This window comes from Nonomuraea sp. GTA35 (assembly GCF_041950525.1).
GTDB lineage: Bacteria > Actinomycetota > Actinomycetes > Streptosporangiales > Streptosporangiaceae > Nonomuraea.
The window spans coordinates 397823-414790 of record NZ_JBGNUV010000011.1; the positions used below are offsets into that span (position 1 = coordinate 397823).

Sequence of the window (16968 nt, forward strand, 5' to 3'; positions counted from 1 at the left end):
AGGACGAAGCCTCCGCCCCGCATCATGAGAGAATAATTACTAAGAGTAAGAGATTGATTACTTACAGTTGGCAGTGGCGTGAGAGGCGGGGAGCCTTTGAAGCACGGGGACGCCTCACGTCGGGGGGTGTCCAGCATCGTCGGGAGGACTGCCTTGACACGCCATGCCCGCAAGCTCGCCGCCGTCCTGGCCGCCGTTGCGGCCCTGGCCGCGTTCGCGCCGAGCTTCACCGGCACCGCTCACGCCCAGCAGGGCTGCTACTGGAGCTGGTTCAATCGCACCTTCTATCAGCACGGGGATGGTGCCTGGGACTGGAGCGGAACCAACTATTACACCTGCTACGACGGCAAATGGGTGCAAACGGCTCACCGGTAGCTCAGCAGCGCGCACGACCATCACTCGCCCAGGAAGGACCCCCATGCAGCACAGCAAGCGCCTGTTCGCCGTCGCGGCCCTGACGGCGGCGGGCCTCTGCTCCGCCGTGTGCTCCACCGCGCCCGCGGCGAACGCCACCGTCGATCCGAACGCCATCGCCGAATGCCTCACCACACACGCCATCAACTCCACCGCCGCCGTCGATCCGACGGCTCCGGGGTTCCTCGCTGATACCCCCGCCGCCGGCTGCCTCGGCGCCCGCTGAGCGCGCCACCACCACCTTCACCGACGCGATCACTTCTGACGCTCACCGGCAGCAGTGCGAGTCGGCCGGGACGCCGCTGACCGCGAAGGCGGTCAGCGGCGTGTCGCGGTGGACGGGCCGCCGTCGTGGGAGGCCTGCCCGAACACCTCGTCCCTGACCCGGGCGAGCGCCAGGTCCCTCGCGAGTCGAGCCGGTGGAGTCGCGGGCGAACGGCGCAGGCCGGGCCTGCCCGGCGGCACCTTCTCGGACAGGCCCGTTCTGGCATCCGGCTACGACGACTTGCACGTCCTCTTGCCTGCGTTGAAGCCTGCGGTGTAGCCGATGTCGTATGCCTCGTCGTCGGAAATTCTTCCGCGCTGAAGCGGCTGGCCGCACTTCGTCCCGGCCTCGAATCCGTCCGAGTAGCCGTTCTTGCAAATCTTCTTCTGACCCTTGGGAAGAGTTCTGCAGACGGGCGGCGCGGCATTCGAGGTCGCCGCGGCGTGACTGTCGCCGGCGCTTGCAGGTGTCGGGATTGCTGAGGCGTGCGAGGCTCCGATCGACCCGAACGCGAGGGTGGCGATCAGCGGGCCGGCGATGAGCACATGGGTTCCGTGCATCCTCGTCTCCTTCCTCATCAAGGCATCCCGTCCTCGACAGGCGTCGGGACGGCTACCCCTGGATGGCCTGGTAGGGCCGATCCTCATGAAGACGAACCTTGGAGTTTTCTATCTTGAATGAGGGTGTCGTGGCGTGGGCTCCTGATCCCGTCGCCGCCGGCCGGCGCTGCCTTTCCCCCCGACACTGCACGCCACCATGGGACGACGCGTTCTACCAGCGTATTTCGACTTGTCGGCCCGTCCAGACGGTTGACTCCGATATTGAGCACGCTTTCCCCCGCCGGCCGTAGATCTTGGTGGGCTTGCCTGAGGCGTGGGAGCCCTGCCCGTTTACGGCGGAGGCTGGTCATGGTCACCGCCGATGCTTCCGTCCCACGGCTGCGAGTCCTCACGCGAGGGGGATGAGCCTGATCGTGTTCCCCCTGCGCGGTGAAGGCGCGACGCCGGGCCAGGCGCCGCCGTACTTCCGCTGTCACGCGACCATGGCCAGCTCGTAGGCCGAGATGGGACGGAAGGTGGACAGCACTGCCACCAGGTCGGCCTCAGCAAGGCCCGAACCGTTGAGCATGACCAGCGCATCGCCCGACCTGGCGAAGACGGTGATCCAGGAGGACCCGGCACCGGTCCGGACCCATCGGTCGCCCGGGAGCGACGTGCACCGCAGCGGCACCCCGAAGTTCTCGGTGACCGCCTGGCAGGAATCCCGCGGGTTTCCGGCCTCGGCGGGCCAGACCGTGACCTGGATCTCGGAGAATCCCCGATTCGGCGTGGCGTCCCGCCAGTACTCCAGCCAGGTGGACGGTTCCGGCTCCCGCTGCCCGGCGGCGTTGAGATCCACGTGGACCAGCCGGTAACCCTGGATCGCGGGAGCGATCAGCGGCACGCCGGACCTCTCGAAGCTGCGAACTTCATACCAGGCCAGGATCTGCGGCTTGTGCTGCGCCGCGCCCCAGGATCCGAGAGGCACGGTCACGGCCAGGGCTACCGCCCACCAGCGAAGGGGCGACATGAACGGCCACGCCGACAGGGCGAAGCCGACAGCACCACCGGCCATGTAGACGGGGGCGACAAGGGCCGGCAGAGATCCGAGCAGCTCCGACTCCGGCACCGGCACCGGCACCGCGAGGGCGCCGATGAGCAACCAGGTCGCAGAGCCTCCGACAGGACCGGCCATGCCCCAGCGCGGCAGCCCGGCCAGCCGCGCACCCGCTGTGCCCAGGATTATCGCCAGGAGGAACATGGCCGGAGGGAGAGCGGTCCCGCCGAGCTCTTCCTCCGGCGTGTCCACCCAGATGATGGCCGTGGGGACAACGCCTGTCACCAACCCGACGAGGGTCGCACGGCCCAGGACAGCTCTGGGCGATACATCCTGCATGTTCCTGTTGTGGCCACTGGCCATGTCGGCGCGTTCATCGCGGCGATCCCGTCGGCGTGCGGCATGCGCCGGTCCATCACCACCACGTCGGGGCGCCGCCACAGCGCCTGGTGCACGGCCTGGGCTCCGTCGGCCGCCTCACCGGCCACCTCGATGCCGGGCTCGCAGTCCAGCGTCACGTAGTACGCGAGCTGCGTGACCAGTCGCCCGGCGAGCCCGGCCTGTGGGCCACGCACGTGCCCACGGGTCCACGAACCCCGAAGCGGTCTTTGATCTCGATTTCCAGATATGTATGCGTTTCGCATAGAGTTTCGGAATGGAACCGACACTGGAAGCAGCCATCAACGAGTGGCACGCGAGCGTGAACGACGGCGACTTGCAGCGTTCAGCGAGGGCGGTCGGCGATCCGATCGTCGTCCTGGGCCCGAAGGGCGCCGGACCGATCACACCTGGGCAGTTCGCGGAGTGGGTGGGACGCTCCGGGATCGCGTTGCACCCGCGGTCGTGGCATCCGATCAGCGAGCGCCTCATGGTCGTGGAGGAGGACGCCACCTGGCCCGGGAGCAAGGCCTCGACTCGAGTGGCGACGGTGTTCCGGGTAGCCGATGGGAGGGTGACGGCCGCTCTCCGGCTTCCGGATCTGAAGCAAGCGCTCGAACTGGCCTACATCTGCCGCGAGATGGCGGCCACCGAGTGAGCACCCCGGGGCCTGGACAGGTCTTGTTCGCGTTTGTCCGGCACTGGTCACGGAGGCCACTGGCCGGCGACCCCCAGGTGGCCGAACAGGGCCGGCTCGTGCTCGTCACCGAGGCCGTCCATTCGCTGACCCGACGAGGAATCGTGGCAACGGTCAATGCCGTGGCCCACGAAATCGGCATCGACCAGAGCGGTGCATCTCGCCTGGTCAAGAGCGCGACAGAGGCCGGGTACCTGACCATGCAGGCATCGGATGCAGACGGTCGTCAGCGCCAGGCGACACTCACTTCATCCGGCCTGGCCATGCTGGATCACGCCCATGACTGGCAGGAGCAGGTCTTCGACCGGCTGGCAGAGGGCTGGAGCGAGCAACAACGTCGCAACTTCCAGCGGGCGATGACGGAGTTGATCGACCGGTCCCACGCGCTGGACGCCTGACCCGGAATCCGATCAAGGGCATGCAGGCCATCTGCCTCCTTCTCGCAGGCGATGGGGCTGAGCCTGCCGAGACGGGAGGTTGTAGCGGAACACGGCCAGGCGAGCGGTGCGTGGCTCCTGCGTCGCGTACGTAAGCGAGGAGCGCTTCGCCCGCCGACAACACGGGATTAACGGGCGTGTCGGCCGCCGCAGCGCCTTCTCGCGGCCTGCGGCCACGCTGGAGCCCGGCCTCCCTGCGGGCCATCCTGCGTGTGCCGCCTGCAACGCGAAGAAGCGGCGCCGCCGCCACGGGACGGATGCCGACGTCGCTCATGATCGATTCCAAGTCGTGCCGCCGTCCACGGCCGCCGCCTCCACCACGTCGCGGAGCTGGGAGCGGGCGGTGACGCCCAGCTTGGGGAAGGTGCGGTAGAGGTGGGAGCCGACGGTGCGCGGTGACAGAAAGAGCCGCTCGCCGATCTCCCGGTTGGTCAGCCCGCGGGCGGCGAGCCGGACGATCTGCTGCTGTTGCGGGGAGAGGCCGGCGAAGGCTCCGGGGCCGGCCGGGTCGACGTCCAGACCGGCCGCCCGCAGTTCCGCCTGCGCGCGTTCGCTCCACGGCCGCGCCCCGAGCCGGCGGAAGGTGTCGTACGCCGCGGTGAGGAACGGCCGGGCCTCGGCGATCCGGCGGCGGCGGCGCAGCCATTCCCCGTACGTCAGCCGCGTCTGCGCACGCTCGAAGGGCCAGCGTTCCAGCGCGGGATCGGCCAGGGCCGCCAGGAATCCGGGCTCGGCGTGCTCGGGTTCGGCGAGCAGCGCGCGGCTGCGGTGCACCAGGCTCCGCAGGCGGGGCGAGCCGCCGCGGGCGAGGGTACGGGCCGAGCGCTCGACGATCTCGATCGCCTCGGTGCGATGGCCGCTGCGCGCGGCCGACTCCGCCAGCTCCGGCAGGGCCGGGTAGGAGGCGTGGTAGTGGACGGGGTCGCCGTTGGTGTCGAAGACCATCCGCGCGTGCTCGTAGGCGGCCTCGTAGTCGCCTTCGGCCATGGCGGCTGCGGTCAGCGCGCGGCGCGCGTACATGGCGACCGATCGGCTCTCCAGCGGGTCCACCAGGTGCAGCGCCTCGTCGGCGAGCGCGCGGGCGCCCGCCGCGTCGCCCTGGGAGGCCACGACCATGGCCTCGATGGCGTTCGCGCACGCGACGGCGTGGTCGAGTGCCGCCGCGGCCGGAAGCGCGCGGAGGTCGGCGCAGACCGCACGGGCCCGGTCCCAGCGGCCGTACTCGAAGTAGGCCAGCGCGACAACGCCACCGAGCCCGTCGGGGAGCGGCCCCGCGGTGCGCCACGTCTCGACGGCCTCGTCGAACGTCCGGACCGCCAGCGGGGTCTCGTCCAGCACCCAGGCCGCGATGGCCAGCGCGGTCAACCGTTCGGGACGACCGCCCGCACCGGCACCGCCGCCGGCCCCTCCGCGATCACCCGCACCGGCACCGCCGCGGGCCCCACCGCGATCACCCGCACCGGAGCGGCCCCCGGCCGTGGCGATCATGCGGGGCAGATGGGGCGCCGGCTCACGTCCGGCCAACGGGTCCGACACGATCCGTGCCCACTCCCGCAGCGGGCCGGTGGGCAGGCGCGGCAGGAGCGCGTCGATCTCCCGCCGCTGGGACTCCTCGCCCGAGTAGAAGCGCAGCACCGCGGCGGCGGCGAGCGCGTCGAGCGCGATGGCCGGGTGGGTGGCCGCCAGGTCGCCGGCGATCGCGGCCAGGCCGCCGAAGACGGCGGTGTGCTGCCTGGTCAGCGCGGACAGCCGCCCGACGTGCAGTGAGGCGGCGGCGAGCACGGCGGGGTCGTCGGTACGGGCGCGGACCCGGCCGGCCAGCTCCTCCACCCAGGACAGGTCCCCGGTGAAGACGGCCAGGCCGGCGGCTTCCACCAGCAGCCGAGCGCTGTCGTCGCGCCCGGGACACAGCTCCGCCGCGCGGGCCAGCGCCTTGGCCGCCGCCGCGTAGCCGCCTCGCCTGCGAGCCCTGTCGGCCGTCTGCTCCAGGGCGGCCGACACCTTCGCGTCGGGGCGGAGGGTGGCGGCGGCGAGATGCCAGGCACGGCGGTCCGGCTCGTCCCGCAGGGCGTCGGCCAGCGTGCGGTGGGCCTCCAGGCGGGCGTCGAACGGCGCGGCGTGGTACACCGCGGAGCGGACCAGCGGGTGGCGGAACCGCACGTGACGGCCTGCCCGGCGGATCAGCCCGGACTCCTCGACGGCGGGCCAGGCCTTGTCGTCAGGGTCGGGCAGCAGCACCAGCACGGCGTCGGGAGGATCCTCCACGTCGGCGGCGGCCAGGAGCAGCAGGGCCCGCCGGCCGGCTTCCGGCAGCTCCGCCAGCCGGGCGGCGTAGAGGGCCGCCAGTCGCTCACCGACCGGCAGCGGGCCGTGGTCGTCGGCGTTGAGCGAGGCGTTTCCGGCCAGTTCGAGCAGGGCCAAGGGGTTTCCAGCGGCCTGGTCGAGCACGCGTTCCCTGATCCTGCCCGTCAGACCCGGCGCGCGCAGGCCGAGCAGCCGCCGGGACGCCGCGCGGTCGAGCGGGGGCAGCACGAGCATCGGGAACGCCTGGCCGAAGCCCGGCCCCCGGCCCATGCCCGGCCTGCCGTCACGGATGCCGGCCGGCGGCGCGCCCGGCTCGTCGTCGCGTACGGCGGCCAGCAGGGTGACGGGGTCGTCGTCCAGCCGGCGGGCGGCGAAGGCGAGGACGTCGGCGGAGGCGGAGTCGATCCACTGGGCGTCGTCGAGCACGACCACGAGCGGCGCCCGTTCGGCCACCTGGGACAGCAGGGTCAGGACGGCGACCCCCGTCAGCAGGGGATCGTGGGTGCCGGGCTCGAACCCGAAGGCGCCGAGCAGCGCCCGGCGCTGCCGGTCCGGCAGGTGGGTCGCCTCGTCCAGCACCGGACGAAGAAGCTGGTGCAGGCCCGCGAAGGCCAGGTCCCTCTCCGACTCGCGACCGCTCGCCCGCAGCACCCGGCGGCCCGACTCCTCGGCGCGGCGGGCCGCGTACTCCAGCAGCGTGCTCTTGCCCAGTCCCGCGGCTGCGGACAGGAGCAGGACCCGGCCGCCATCGGACGCGTCCGCCACCAGAGCGGAGAGCCGCTCCACCTCGGCGTCCCGCCCGACGATCGCGTCACGTTCCGCGGTGGCGCGGGAGCCGGGCGCCCGCTCGTCCACAGGCCCTCCAGAAATCTCATCGATCAGGACCGCAGCGTCGTCGCAGGTCCGTGCCCCGCCTTCTGCCACGGTAGCAAGCGCGTGGCCCCGCAGCGGATGCAGTCACCTGACGCATACCGCCGGCCACGGGCGGCGGCGCACGATGGACGGGCGGCGGATCTCCCCGCACTCATCACCACTCGTCTGTTTCAAGGAACACTCATGCCTGCCGATCAGATCACTCTGGGCGATGTCACGATCACCCGGGTCCGGGAATACTACGGGCCCGTCGAGATGACGCCCGAGACGTTCTTCCCGGAAAGCTCGCCGCGTACGTGGCAGGAGCACGCGTCCTGGCTGGAGCCGCACTTCGTGGACCCCGAGACCCGGATCGTCAACTCCGCGGTCCAGACCTGGCTGCTCCGCAGCGAGGGCAGGAACATCCTCATCGACACCGGGGTCGGCAACCACAAGGAGCGGCCCTACTCACCGGTCTGGACCCGCCTCGACACCGACTTCCTGGACAACCTGGCCGGCGCCGGCGTACGGCCCGAGGACGTGGACATCGTGGTGAACACCCACCTCCACGTGGACCACGTCGGCTGGAACACCCACCTGGACGGCCGTACCTGGGTGCCGACCTTCCCCAACGCCACGTACCTCATCTCCAGGCCCGACTTCGACTTCTGGAACCCGGCGAACGAGCACAAGCCGCTGCTCGGGCGGGGCAATCAGAACGTGTTCGAGGACAGCGTGGCCCCCGTCCACGAGGCGGGGCTGACGAGGCTGTGGGAGGACTCGTACACGATCGACTCCAACCTGCGCCTCACCCTCGCGCCGGGGCACACGCCGGGGTCCTCGGTGGTCACCCTCGAATCGGGTACGGACCGCGCGGTGTTCGTCGGCGACATGCTGCACAGCCCCGTGCAGTTCGTGGAGCCGGACGCCAACAGTTGCTTCTGCGAGGACCCGGCCGAAGCGCGCGCCACCCGCCGCAAGGTGCTCGGCTGGGCCGCCGACCGGGGCGCCCTGGTCGTCCCCGCGCACCTGGGCGGGCAGGGAGCCGCCGAAGTCGTCCGCGAAGGGAGCGGGTTCGCCATCAAGAGCTGGGCTCCGTTCGCCTCGTACGCCGAGACCTCGAAGGATGACCGATGAACCACCACGCGGCAGACACCGTCGTCACCGCGCAAGGCGCCGTGCGCGGCCTGCGGCGAGACGGGACGACCGTGTTCCTGAACATCCCGTACGCCGCTCCGCCGACGGGCGCGGCCCGATTCGCCGCCCCGCGCCCGCACGCCCCCTGGCACGGCGTGCGGGACGCCACCGAGCCAGGGCCGACCGCGCCGCAGGCCGAACGCCGGATCGGCAGCATCGACATGACCCCGTACTTCGGGCCGGGCTGGATCCCCGGCGAGGACTTCCTGACCGTCAACGTGTGGACCTCGGGCGCCCCCGGGGATCGGCTGCCCGTGATGGTGTTCGTGCACGGCGGCGGGTTCGTGGCGGGATCCACGCGGTCGGAGGTCTACGACGGGGCCGCCTTCGCCCGCGACGGGGTCGTGCTCGTGACGCTCAACTACCGGCTGGGCGTCACGGGCTTCCTCGACCTGCCCGGTGCGCCTGCCAACCGGGGCCTGCTCGACGTGATCGCCGCCCTGCGGTGGGTGCGGAAGAACATCGCCGCGTTCGGCGGCGACCCCGCCCGCGTCACGCTGTTCGGCCAGTCCGCGGGCGCCACCGTCGTCGGCGCCGTGCTGGCCGCGCCGGAGGCCGAGGGACTGTTCCGGCGCGCGATCGTGCAGAGCGGCAGCGGCCTGGGCGCCTTCACCCCCGAACAGGCCGCCCGCGTGACCCGCGCCGCGGCCCGCGCTCTGGGGGTCGAGCCGCACGCCGACGCCTTCTCCTGCGTCCCCGACGAGCGGCTGGTCGAGGTCATGCCCGAGCTGTCGGGCATCGACCTGAGAACCGAGACCCACACGGATCCGCTCGTCGGGCTCAGCCCGCTCAGCGTCGTGCTCGACCGGCAGCCGGCCGACGCCGTCGCCGCGGGCCGCGGCGTGGGCGTGGACCTGCTGGTGGGCACCAACACGGAGGAGGGCAACCTCTACCTGGCGCCGTTCGGGAATCTGTCCACCTCGACGGCGGCTGACGCGGACGCCGCCGCGGCCCGCTCGCACCCGCAACCCTCCCGCCTCGTCGAGACCTACCGCAAGGCCAGGCCGCAGGCGTCGTGGGGCGAACTGCGCTCGGCCATCCTGGGCGACGCGCTGTTCGGCGTGGGAAGCCGGCGCCTGGCCGACGCGCACGCGGGACGGGGCGCCGCCACCTACCGCTACTCGTTCGCGTGGCGCTCCAACGCGCTGGGCGGCGAGCTGGGTGCCGCGCACGCCGTGGAGCTGCCGTTCGTCTTCGACGTCACCGGCCTGCCCCGGCTGCGCGGACCCCAAGCCCTGCTCGGGCCGGACGAGCCGCCGTCGGACCTGGCCGCCCGGATGCACGCGGCCTGGGTGGCCTTCGCCGCGACCGGCAACCCCGGCTGGGACCGCTACGACACCGGTCGCCGGGCCACCATGCGCATCGACGGCGAGTGGAGCGTGGCGGACGACCCGTACGGGGAGGAACTCCACGCGTGGCCCTGACCGTTCTCCCCTCTCCGGCGCGCGTTTCCGGGACAAGGCCGGGGCATGGCCGGGGCATGGCCGGCTCGTCCCAGGGCCCTCGGCTTCCACGTGGCTCCCCTGACGTCCGTGCGGTCGCGGTGATCAGGCGGCCTTGCCGCGGGCGATGTAGAGGTTCATGCCGGTGAAGTCGACGGTGATGTTGTAGGGCTTCCAGAAGCAGTGGGAGAACCAGCCCATCGAGTCGAACCCCGTCCCATAGGGCCAGGGCACGTTGACCGGCTGGTTCGGGTTCGTGTAGCAGTAGACCTCCCTGGCGGCGGCGTTGCCCAGGCGGATTTCCTCGGGATAGCAGGGGTAGACGACGGCCGGGTGGCTTTGGGCGAAAGTCCCGATCTGGCGGTCGTAGTCGGTACGGATCCCCAACCGCTCGGCCGTTTTCCCGCGCACGCCCGCGGCGATCTCGCCGACTCCGCCGAAGTTCACGCCCACCACTCCTGTGCCGGAGCCGGCGGCGCCGGTGAAGCTGCCCGTGCTGTGCAGGTACTGCTCACGGGCCAGCCACAGCGGCAGGGGCTCGGCGCCCGCCCGTGCGGCGGCGGCGCGTGCCTTCCTGGCCGCTTCGGCGGTGCGGCGGCGCAGGATCAGCTGCCGGCCCGCGTAGTCGAAGGTGGGCAGCAAGTGGTAGAAGACCCACATGCCGATCAGGCCGTCGCTGTCGGTGTCGACATCGTCGCCCGACTTCGTCGCCGACCAGCTCACGGGGATGTTGCGCAGTTCGATGCCGCCCAGCTCGAAGGATTCCAGGATCCCCCAGTACGCCCGTACGGGGCCCATCCCGAAATCGGTCTCCTGGCTGAAGACGGGGCGCAGGCCGGCTTCCTCGGCCACCGACGCGCGCATGCTCAGATTCGGGGCGCCGGTGTAGAACGTGAAGCGCTTCGCCGCTCCGCCGTTGACCGAGGCCTCCACCAGCGGCATCGGGTCCATCTGCTGGAACGGCACCCGCGCGGTCTCGCCGTGGACCTGATACGCCTCGCCGCGGACCGCCGCGAACCACTTGGCGTAGCTTTCTTCGCCGGCCGCTTCCCAGTGTGGTGCGGACAGGGCGAACTTGTCCTGCCGGATGTAGCAGTCGCCCAGGAGCTGGTTGGCTTCCTTGTCGTCGGGCGCCAGGCTGAGGGCCATCTTGAGGTACTTCTCGGCGTCAGGGAACCGGTTGGACAGCAGCCCGACATAGCCGCGCCGGCGGGCCGCGTGCAGGTTCTCGGGATCCTTCCTGAGGATCGCCTCGTACGCGCGGCCGGCCTGGTCGAACTTGCCGGCCTTGAACAGCGCGTCCGCGTCACTGCTGCCGGCCAGCGCGGTGGCCGCGTCGCCCAGCAGCGGCGCGGTCGCGGCGGCACCGGCCAGCACGGCGGCGCCCCGCAGCAGCGTACGCCGCCCCCATTGCCTGTCATCAGCCACGCCTGCTCCTTTTCGTGATCACCTTCGCCGTGACTCTCCGTCCGGCGGACGGGTACAACACCTCCGGCCGGTTCGCCCCGCCCTGCTTGACGAGGGCGACGCCGGAGGTGCCGGGGCCATCCGGGCCGTACAGCGTCGTCGCGGTGGGGGCGGTTGGCTGCGCTTCGCAAAGCGCTCCATGACTCGCCCGCCGGCCGACCCAGTCCACTGTCGGCCAGCCGTGTCCCCGCCTCGTCCGCGCCGTGTCATGGTCGTGTCACGGCCGCGACCGACGGTGGCAGCCGTCGACAAACCGAGACATGCGGCAGACAACGCGCGCCCATTCGGCGACCCATCGTGGTTCGTGATGAGCTGAGGCTGTTCGCTCTGCTGGATGTGGTTGAAGATCGTCCGCAAGCCGTCTCGGCCTCGTCGGCCGCCGCAGAGGCTCAGACAATCGAGGTGATCCGCAAGGGCAGCCGGACGTTGCAGCGTCTGCCCGCCTCCACGGGCGCGTTCATCCGGCCGTGTCTCCATCAGCAGGAGACGCACGGCTCGATCCCGCGGGGATCTTCCGAACCAAGATCGAGAACAAGTTCAAGAAGTGTGCGTCAAACGCCCTTCAGAACACGATCAAGTGCCGCCCGGCCCGCAGGTCCCCAGTGCGGCTTGCCGCCGGGAAGGCCCCGGTCCCCGTTGTGCCCCATGAGCATCAGGAAGAGGCTCTTCATGGCGGCCAGCCCGCGGGCGCGCCTGATCGCCGCCTCGTCCGCGTGCGCGTACGCGTCGAAGAACCGTGCGGCCGTGCCCGCGGGGAGCAGCACCCACGCGGCGGCGAGGTCCCACGCGGGATCGCCGGCGAACAAGGCACCGAAGTCGATCACGCCCGAGAGCGTTCCGTCCGAGACGACGACGTTCGCGGGATGGAGGTCACCGTGCACCCACACCGGCGGGCCCGCCCACCCGGGGGCCGCGACGGCATCGGCCCAGACGGCCCTGACGGCCCGACGGCCCGGACGGCGCGGACATCGCCGACGGCTTGGGGGTCGATGGCCTGCAAGAACTGCTCGAAGCCGTCCGTGCACCTGTTGGGGTGAGCGCCGAAGTCCGAACTGGCCGGGGCCTCGGCGGGCGCCTTCACATGGAGCGCCCTGAGGAAGCCCGCCAGCGTGTCGGCCGCGTGGGCGGCGCGGCTGATCGAGCCGTGGTCCAGCGGCTCGCCGGGAACCCATGTCATCACGGTCCAGTGCTTGGGGAAGCGCTCGGACGGTTCGCCGAACCGTACCGGGGCCGGCACCGGGAGCGGCAGGCGCGGCGCCAGCACGGGTAGCCACCGCCGCTCCTTGAGCTGGAGCTCCGGGGTGGGGTCCATGCGTTGCATGCGCACGGCCAACTCCTCCCCCAGGCGCCACATGTGGTTGCCCCAGCCGCCCGCCACCTCGCGGACGGCCAGCCCCGCAAGGTCTGGATGTTGCTCCTGCAGCAGGTCGCGGACCAGGTCCGCGGTGATGCCTCTGGCATCACCGATTCGGTTTCAGAAAGCTCCAGATCAGAGACTCTGGGACGGAACGGCCCCAGAGTTCAGAGAAGCTCGCGTCCGATGCCCTCTCCTTCGCGTCGACCCAGCTCAGCAGCCCCGGTTGGAAGAGATCCCCGCCAATCTCATCGACCGCCTCGCCGAGGCCAAGGAGCAGGGCCGGCTCGGCGAAGTGGCCGCGGTCGAGACGGCGCTCGCTGCCGCCGGCCAGAAGCTCCAAGCCATGCAAGAAGCCACCATCCGCACGACCGTCCTTAGCCTCGGCGTGCCCGATATCCGGCGCTCCGTCGGACGTCCGACCGGAAGCGGAACATGACCAGCCGGCATCCGGCTGCACTGGCCGGAGAGCGCCCGGTACCTTGCTCATGTGACGCTCAGGAAGATCAACGGCAGCTGGGCCGGAGACGACATCAATGACCTCGTCGCCTATTTCGGCGCCGAGCCGAACGAATATGTCGGGCAACAGGTGGTTGTGGCACGTTGCACTCACTGCACAGGTCAGGTCTTCGTCCTCGAGACCGACGAATCCTCGACATGCGTGCGCCGCACATGCGCTCAATGCGACCAGACCACCTTCATGCTCGACAGCGAGGAACACTGGCCCACCCCAGAGGAAGAGGCTGAGGCCGGCTACTTCGTCGAGTGCACCTGCGGCTCGGACCAGTTCGAGACGGCAGTCGGTTTCACGTTCTACGACGACACGCCGACCTCTGACATCCGCTGGGTCAGTATCGCGGTCCGATGCACGACCGACGGGCTCATCGGCTACTGCGCGGACTGGAAGATCGGCTATGGGCCCTCACGCCACCTGGTCGACGCGGTCTGAAATGCGGGTACCCGGGACACGCCCGAAGCTCCAGCCACACTCATCAGCCACCGTCGTGTTCCGTCATCGACCCGATCCTCATGGCTCTGAGCTCCAGCAAGATTGGTCCGGCTGAGCTTGCGTCCGCGCTCGCCCAGCTCGACGAGCGGGTCCGCCGCACTACCACGATTCGCCTGGGCATGCCGTCCGTCCCGGACATTGTCGGCCGCGCCGCCGCCCTTCCATGACATCCGCCCGGGAGTGTCGTCATGGCCGCGCTGGAACGGGCGCCGGCCCGAGGGCCATGGAGATCGTCATCGGGCTGAGGCCGCCAAGCGGCGCGGGGGCGGGTTGTCCGCCCGGTTCGGCCGCGAGACGATCTGGGTGTCCCCCGACATTGAGGAGGTCACCATCATCCTCGACGCCGCCCGGGCCCTCAGGGCCTACCTGCCCGAACTCGTCGGGCCCGACAGAGCCGCGCCCCTTGACCGCGAACTCGCCGAGCTGCTGGAGCGGCCCGGGGATGAGGACGTCCCGGACCGGCTGGCCGCGATCTTCGAACGGGAAGAGCGCGTCCACGTCTGGGTCGCGGAGTACTTCACCTACGGCGCCCCGGGCGACGTGGCCGAGACCGAACGCGTCGCGCCCCTGCCCGGGGTGCCGCGCCCGCCCGGCCCCGAGCGTTACGCCTGCGCGCATGGCGATTTCGTCTTCTACCGCAGGAGGCCGCCCGGCTGCTCCCGCCGGGTCACCCGTCCAGGGAGTCCTTCCTCGGGTTCCTCGCCGAGTCCCTGCGGACCCGGGGCAACACGGAAGGCGATCTGGCCGACCTCGACAGGTCGGTGGCGACCTTTCTGCTCGCGCTGGAGTCGGCCGTCCACCCGGGCGAACGCCTGCGCGGCCTGGCCCACGCCTACCTGGACCGGTCACGCGCGGGCGGCGGCGAACCCGGGGACGTCGGCCGCGCGGTCGAGGCTGCCGAACGCGCCCTGACGCTGCTCGGCGACGACGCCGTCCCGGTCGACCGCGCCGCTCGGCTCACCGCCTGCGCCCGCGCCTGCGCCGTCCGGCACGACCCGGGCGCAGAGACCTCCAGAGAGGACCTCCGGCAGGCGACCAGCTACTTCCGGCAGGCATGCGTGGCGGGCCTGGAGGCGGCTCCGGGGCACGCGCGCGAAGCGGCCGAGGGCTGGGGCGTGTGGGCGGCAGGGAGGGGGGCTTGGGCAGAGGCGGTGGAGGCGTACGAGCACGGCCTGACAGCGGCCCGCCGCCTGGCCGCCGTGCAGCTGTCACCTGGCTCGCGCCTGCACAGCCTGGCCCTGCACGGGTCGCTGTTCTCCCGCGCCGCCTACGCCCTGGCCAGGGCCGATCGCCTGACCGACGCCGTGGTCGTGCTGGAGCAGAACCGCACCCGGCTGCTGTCGGAGTCGACGGGCCGGGACGCGGCCGATCTTGGTGGACTGGACCGGATCGGCAAGGGCGGCCTCGGCCGGCGGTTCTCCGAGGCGGCCGCGCGGCTGCGGCTGCTCGAACTCCCCAGGCCCGAGGGCGCCCCCTCCATCACCGAGGCCGAGGCCCGCCGTGCCCGCGCCGACTTCGACGAGGTCGTGGCCGAGATCCGGCGGTTGCCGGGGTACGAGCGGCTGCTCAGCCCGCCCGACGTCGCCGATCTGCGGCTGGAGGCGCTGCCCGCCCCCGTGGTGTTCCTGGTGGCCACGGTCTGGGGCGGCATGGCCCTGGCCGCCGGAGCCGGACGGGCGCCGGCGGTGATCTGGCTGCCCGCGCTGGACGAAACCGTCGTGCATGCCCGGGTCAGCGCTTACCTCGACGTCTACGGCGACCGGACGTCCGGGGCCGCCTGGCAGGCTGCCGTGGACGAGATCACCCAGTGGTCGTGGGAATCGATGATCGGCCCCGTCCTGGCCGCCCTCCCCGGCGAGGAGCACCTGATCCTGGTCCCCACGCAACTGCTCGGCCTGCTGCCGCTGCACGCTGCCTGGCACGGCACCGGCGCCCGGCACTACGCCTGCGACGACGTCCTGCTCACCTACGGCGCCAACATCCGCCTCCTGCACCGCGAACCCCGGCCGGCCGCGACCGTGCTGACGGTAGGCCCGCCGCCCTCGACGCTGGCGCCGCTGCCGTACGCGAGCCGGGAGATCCCCTACGTCCAGGCCGCGTTCCCGCGCCACCGCGCCCTCGTCGACGAGGCCGCCACGGTCGGGAACGTCCTGGCTGAGGCCGGTCGCCACGACGTGCTGCACCTGGCCTGCCACGGCCTGACCCATCCCACCGAGCCCCTGGACAGCGGCCTGCTCCTGGCCGGGGACCAGTGGCTCACCCTGCCGCGGCTGCTGACCGGGGGAGAGCTCCGGGGCCGCCTGGCCGTGCTGTCGGCATGCGAGACCGCGCTCGCCCATCCGCAGAGCGGCGACGAGGCGCTCACCCTGCCCGGCGTGCTCCTCAGCACGGGCCTGAGCGGCGCGATCGGCTCGCTGTGGGCGGTGCCCGACCTGTCCACGGCCCTGCTCATGGCCCGTTTCTACAGCCTGTGGCCCGGCCGCGAGCCGTCACCGGCGCGGGCGCTGCGCCAGGCGCAACGCTGGCTGCGCGACAGCACCAACGCCGAGAAGCTGGCCGCGTTCCCCGGCCTGCTCGGCGACGTCTTCGACGCTCTCCCAGCCGCCGCGCGCACGCTCTGGGGCCGAGCCCGCCAGCACGCCCACCCCTACCACTGGGCCGGATTCGTCTACTACGGCGCCTGACCGCCTGGGCGATGCCTCACAGGGAGGTGCTTAGCTTCTCCAAAAATCTACAATGTAAAGGCGGTCGCAACGATAGCTGTATGTCCGTGGTGATGTCCGCGACGGATAATCACAACAATCGACGCGTCTGGTGGGGCACCCATGGAGCGCATGTTCGTCAATCTGACCCGCTACGCGATCAGGTTCGTTGGAGCCGCCGCGGCGATCTGGGGCATCGCGTATGCGATCAACGGTGCTACTCAGGCTCGCGGATACATCTCCATACGCGTCGTACCGACGCTGGAAGCCGCCGATCAGCTGCGGGTGAGCGGTGTGAAACTTCCCGCTGGCGTCGTGCTCGGCGAGGGGGAACTGCCGCTGACCGTATGGGATTCCACCGTTGTCGAGCAAGTGCTCTCCCGTGCAGACGTCTTGCTGGGCGGTCTCTGCGCGGGCGTGGCTGCTCTTCTGCTGAGTTCTCTTGTGCATGGGCAGTCTTTCAGGAGGGGCAATGCCGGCCGGATCGCCTGGCTCGCCGTTCTTGTGCTGGTCTCGGGTTTGGTTGGCCCCATGCTGTCCAGCCGTGCCGCAGCGACCGTGCTCGATCGGGCGGGGCTGGCGGCGAACTTCCTTCCGTCGCTCAGCTTGTCATGGGTGCCGATCGCGGGTTCCGTGTTTCTCCTCGCGCTGGCCCTGGTCTTCCGAAGGGAAGAGAAGAGGTCCGGCGCGAGACTGGAAGCGGCGACAACAGATCCCCCCATCAGCTCCTAGGACCCCTCTGAAGATGTTGCTGGCGTGATGGATCACGGGCTGAGGGTCTGGCGATCGAGGTTTGATGGTGAAGCGGCCCTGGGTTGTTGCCCGCTGGATGGCCTCAGCCGGTGGCCGGCTGT

17 protein-coding genes and 1 pseudogene are annotated in these 16968 nt (G+C 71.1%); 11 read left to right on the forward strand and 7 right to left on the reverse strand.

The features are described 5' to 3' along the window. Positions 1-126: 126 nt before the first annotated feature. Both ACBJ32_RS40785 and ACBJ32_RS40790 read left to right on the forward strand, forming a co-directional pair. A complete protein-coding gene (locus ACBJ32_RS40785) occupies positions 127-375 on the forward strand; it encodes a hypothetical protein (RefSeq protein ID WP_375131345.1) in 249 nt (82 codons plus the stop codon). 43 nt (positions 376-418) lie between these two features. Then, complete coding sequence (locus ACBJ32_RS40790) at positions 419-640, forward strand: hypothetical protein (RefSeq protein WP_375131346.1); 222 nt, start codon at positions 419-421, stop codon at positions 638-640. Between the two features lie 269 nt (positions 641-909). Here ACBJ32_RS40790 and ACBJ32_RS40795 read toward each other — a convergent pair whose 3' ends face one another. From ACBJ32_RS40795 to ACBJ32_RS40805, 3 genes are all read right to left on the reverse strand, one after another. Then, positions 910-1239, reverse strand: coding sequence for a hypothetical protein (locus ACBJ32_RS40795; protein ID WP_375131347.1), 330 nt, complete (start codon positions 1237-1239; stop codon positions 910-912). Positions 1240-1711: 472 nt separating this feature from the next. Continuing rightward, a complete protein-coding gene (locus ACBJ32_RS40800) occupies positions 1712-2560 on the reverse strand; it encodes a hypothetical protein (protein ID WP_375131348.1) in 849 nt (282 codons plus the stop codon). Beyond that, the gene (locus tag ACBJ32_RS40805; RefSeq protein ID WP_375131349.1) at positions 2557-2850 is read right to left on the reverse strand and encodes a response regulator transcription factor; all 294 of its coding nucleotides are present in this window, start codon (positions 2848-2850) and stop codon (positions 2557-2559) included. The genes ACBJ32_RS40800 and ACBJ32_RS40805 overlap by 4 nt, the downstream gene beginning before the upstream one ends. Before the next feature lie 80 nt (positions 2851-2930). Here ACBJ32_RS40805 and ACBJ32_RS40810 point away from each other — a divergent pair, with 80 nt between their 5' ends. Together ACBJ32_RS40810 and ACBJ32_RS40815 are read left to right on the forward strand one after the other, a co-directional pair. Continuing rightward, complete coding sequence (locus ACBJ32_RS40810) at positions 2931-3311, forward strand: hypothetical protein (RefSeq protein WP_375131350.1); 381 nt, start codon at positions 2931-2933, stop codon at positions 3309-3311. 23 nt (positions 3312-3334) lie between these two features. Then, entirely contained in the window at positions 3335-3748 is a 414-nt protein-coding gene (locus tag ACBJ32_RS40815; RefSeq protein WP_375131351.1) for a MarR family winged helix-turn-helix transcriptional regulator, read from the forward strand. Between the two features lie 309 nt (positions 3749-4057). On the opposite strand, the gene ACBJ32_RS40820 is transcribed toward ACBJ32_RS40815, so the two are convergent. Further along, complete coding sequence (locus ACBJ32_RS40820) at positions 4058-6946, reverse strand: helix-turn-helix transcriptional regulator (protein ID WP_375131352.1); 2889 nt, start codon at positions 6944-6946, stop codon at positions 4058-4060. A 201-nt stretch (positions 6947-7147) separates the two neighbouring features. On the opposite strand from ACBJ32_RS40820, the gene ACBJ32_RS40825 reads away from it, so the two are divergent. Beyond that, complete coding sequence (locus tag ACBJ32_RS40825) at positions 7148-8080, forward strand: MBL fold metallo-hydrolase (RefSeq protein WP_375131354.1); 933 nt, start codon at positions 7148-7150, stop codon at positions 8078-8080. Beyond that, positions 8077-9564, forward strand: a complete 1488-nt coding sequence (locus ACBJ32_RS40830) for a carboxylesterase/lipase family protein (protein ID WP_375131355.1) — start codon at positions 8077-8079, stop codon at positions 9562-9564. The genes ACBJ32_RS40825 and ACBJ32_RS40830 overlap by 4 nt, the downstream gene beginning before the upstream one ends. A gap of 123 nt (positions 9565-9687) precedes the next feature. Here ACBJ32_RS40830 and ACBJ32_RS40835 read toward each other — a convergent pair whose 3' ends face one another. The 3 genes and pseudogenes from ACBJ32_RS40835 to ACBJ32_RS40845 all read right to left on the reverse strand — a co-directional run. Further along, entirely contained in the window at positions 9688-11010 is a 1323-nt protein-coding gene (locus ACBJ32_RS40835; RefSeq protein WP_375131357.1) for a tetratricopeptide repeat protein, read from the reverse strand. A gap of 590 nt (positions 11011-11600) precedes the next feature. Further along, positions 11601-12221 carry a phosphotransferase gene (locus ACBJ32_RS40840; RefSeq protein WP_375131358.1) on the reverse strand — a complete coding sequence of 207 codons (621 nt, stop codon included), beginning with the start codon at positions 12219-12221 and terminating at the stop codon, positions 11601-11603. Further along, positions 12167-12403, reverse strand: a pseudogene (locus ACBJ32_RS40845) (phosphotransferase); the annotation flags it as partial. The pseudogene ACBJ32_RS40845 and the gene ACBJ32_RS40840, both read right to left, overlap by 55 nt. A 226-nt stretch (positions 12404-12629) precedes the next feature. Here ACBJ32_RS40845 and ACBJ32_RS40850 point away from each other — a divergent pair. From ACBJ32_RS40850 to ACBJ32_RS40870, 5 genes are all read left to right on the forward strand, one after another. Then, complete coding sequence (locus ACBJ32_RS40850) at positions 12630-12842, forward strand: hypothetical protein (protein ID WP_375131359.1); 213 nt, start codon at positions 12630-12632, stop codon at positions 12840-12842. A gap of 51 nt (positions 12843-12893) precedes the next feature. Then, positions 12894-13352, forward strand: a complete 459-nt coding sequence (locus tag ACBJ32_RS40855) for a hypothetical protein (RefSeq protein WP_375131360.1) — start codon at positions 12894-12896, stop codon at positions 13350-13352. Between the two features lie 363 nt (positions 13353-13715). After that, positions 13716-14324: a hypothetical protein gene (locus tag ACBJ32_RS40860; RefSeq protein ID WP_375131361.1), complete on the forward strand. Its 609-nt coding sequence runs from the start codon at positions 13716-13718 to the stop codon at positions 14322-14324. Positions 14325-15061: 737 nt separating this feature from the next. Beyond that, a complete protein-coding gene (locus ACBJ32_RS40865; protein ID WP_375131373.1) occupies positions 15062-16096 on the forward strand; it encodes a CHAT domain-containing protein in 1035 nt (344 codons plus the stop codon). A 141-nt stretch (positions 16097-16237) separates the two neighbouring features. After that, a complete protein-coding gene (locus ACBJ32_RS40870; RefSeq protein ID WP_375131362.1) occupies positions 16238-16846 on the forward strand; it encodes a hypothetical protein in 609 nt (202 codons plus the stop codon). The last annotated feature ends 122 nt before the right edge of the window (positions 16847-16968 follow it).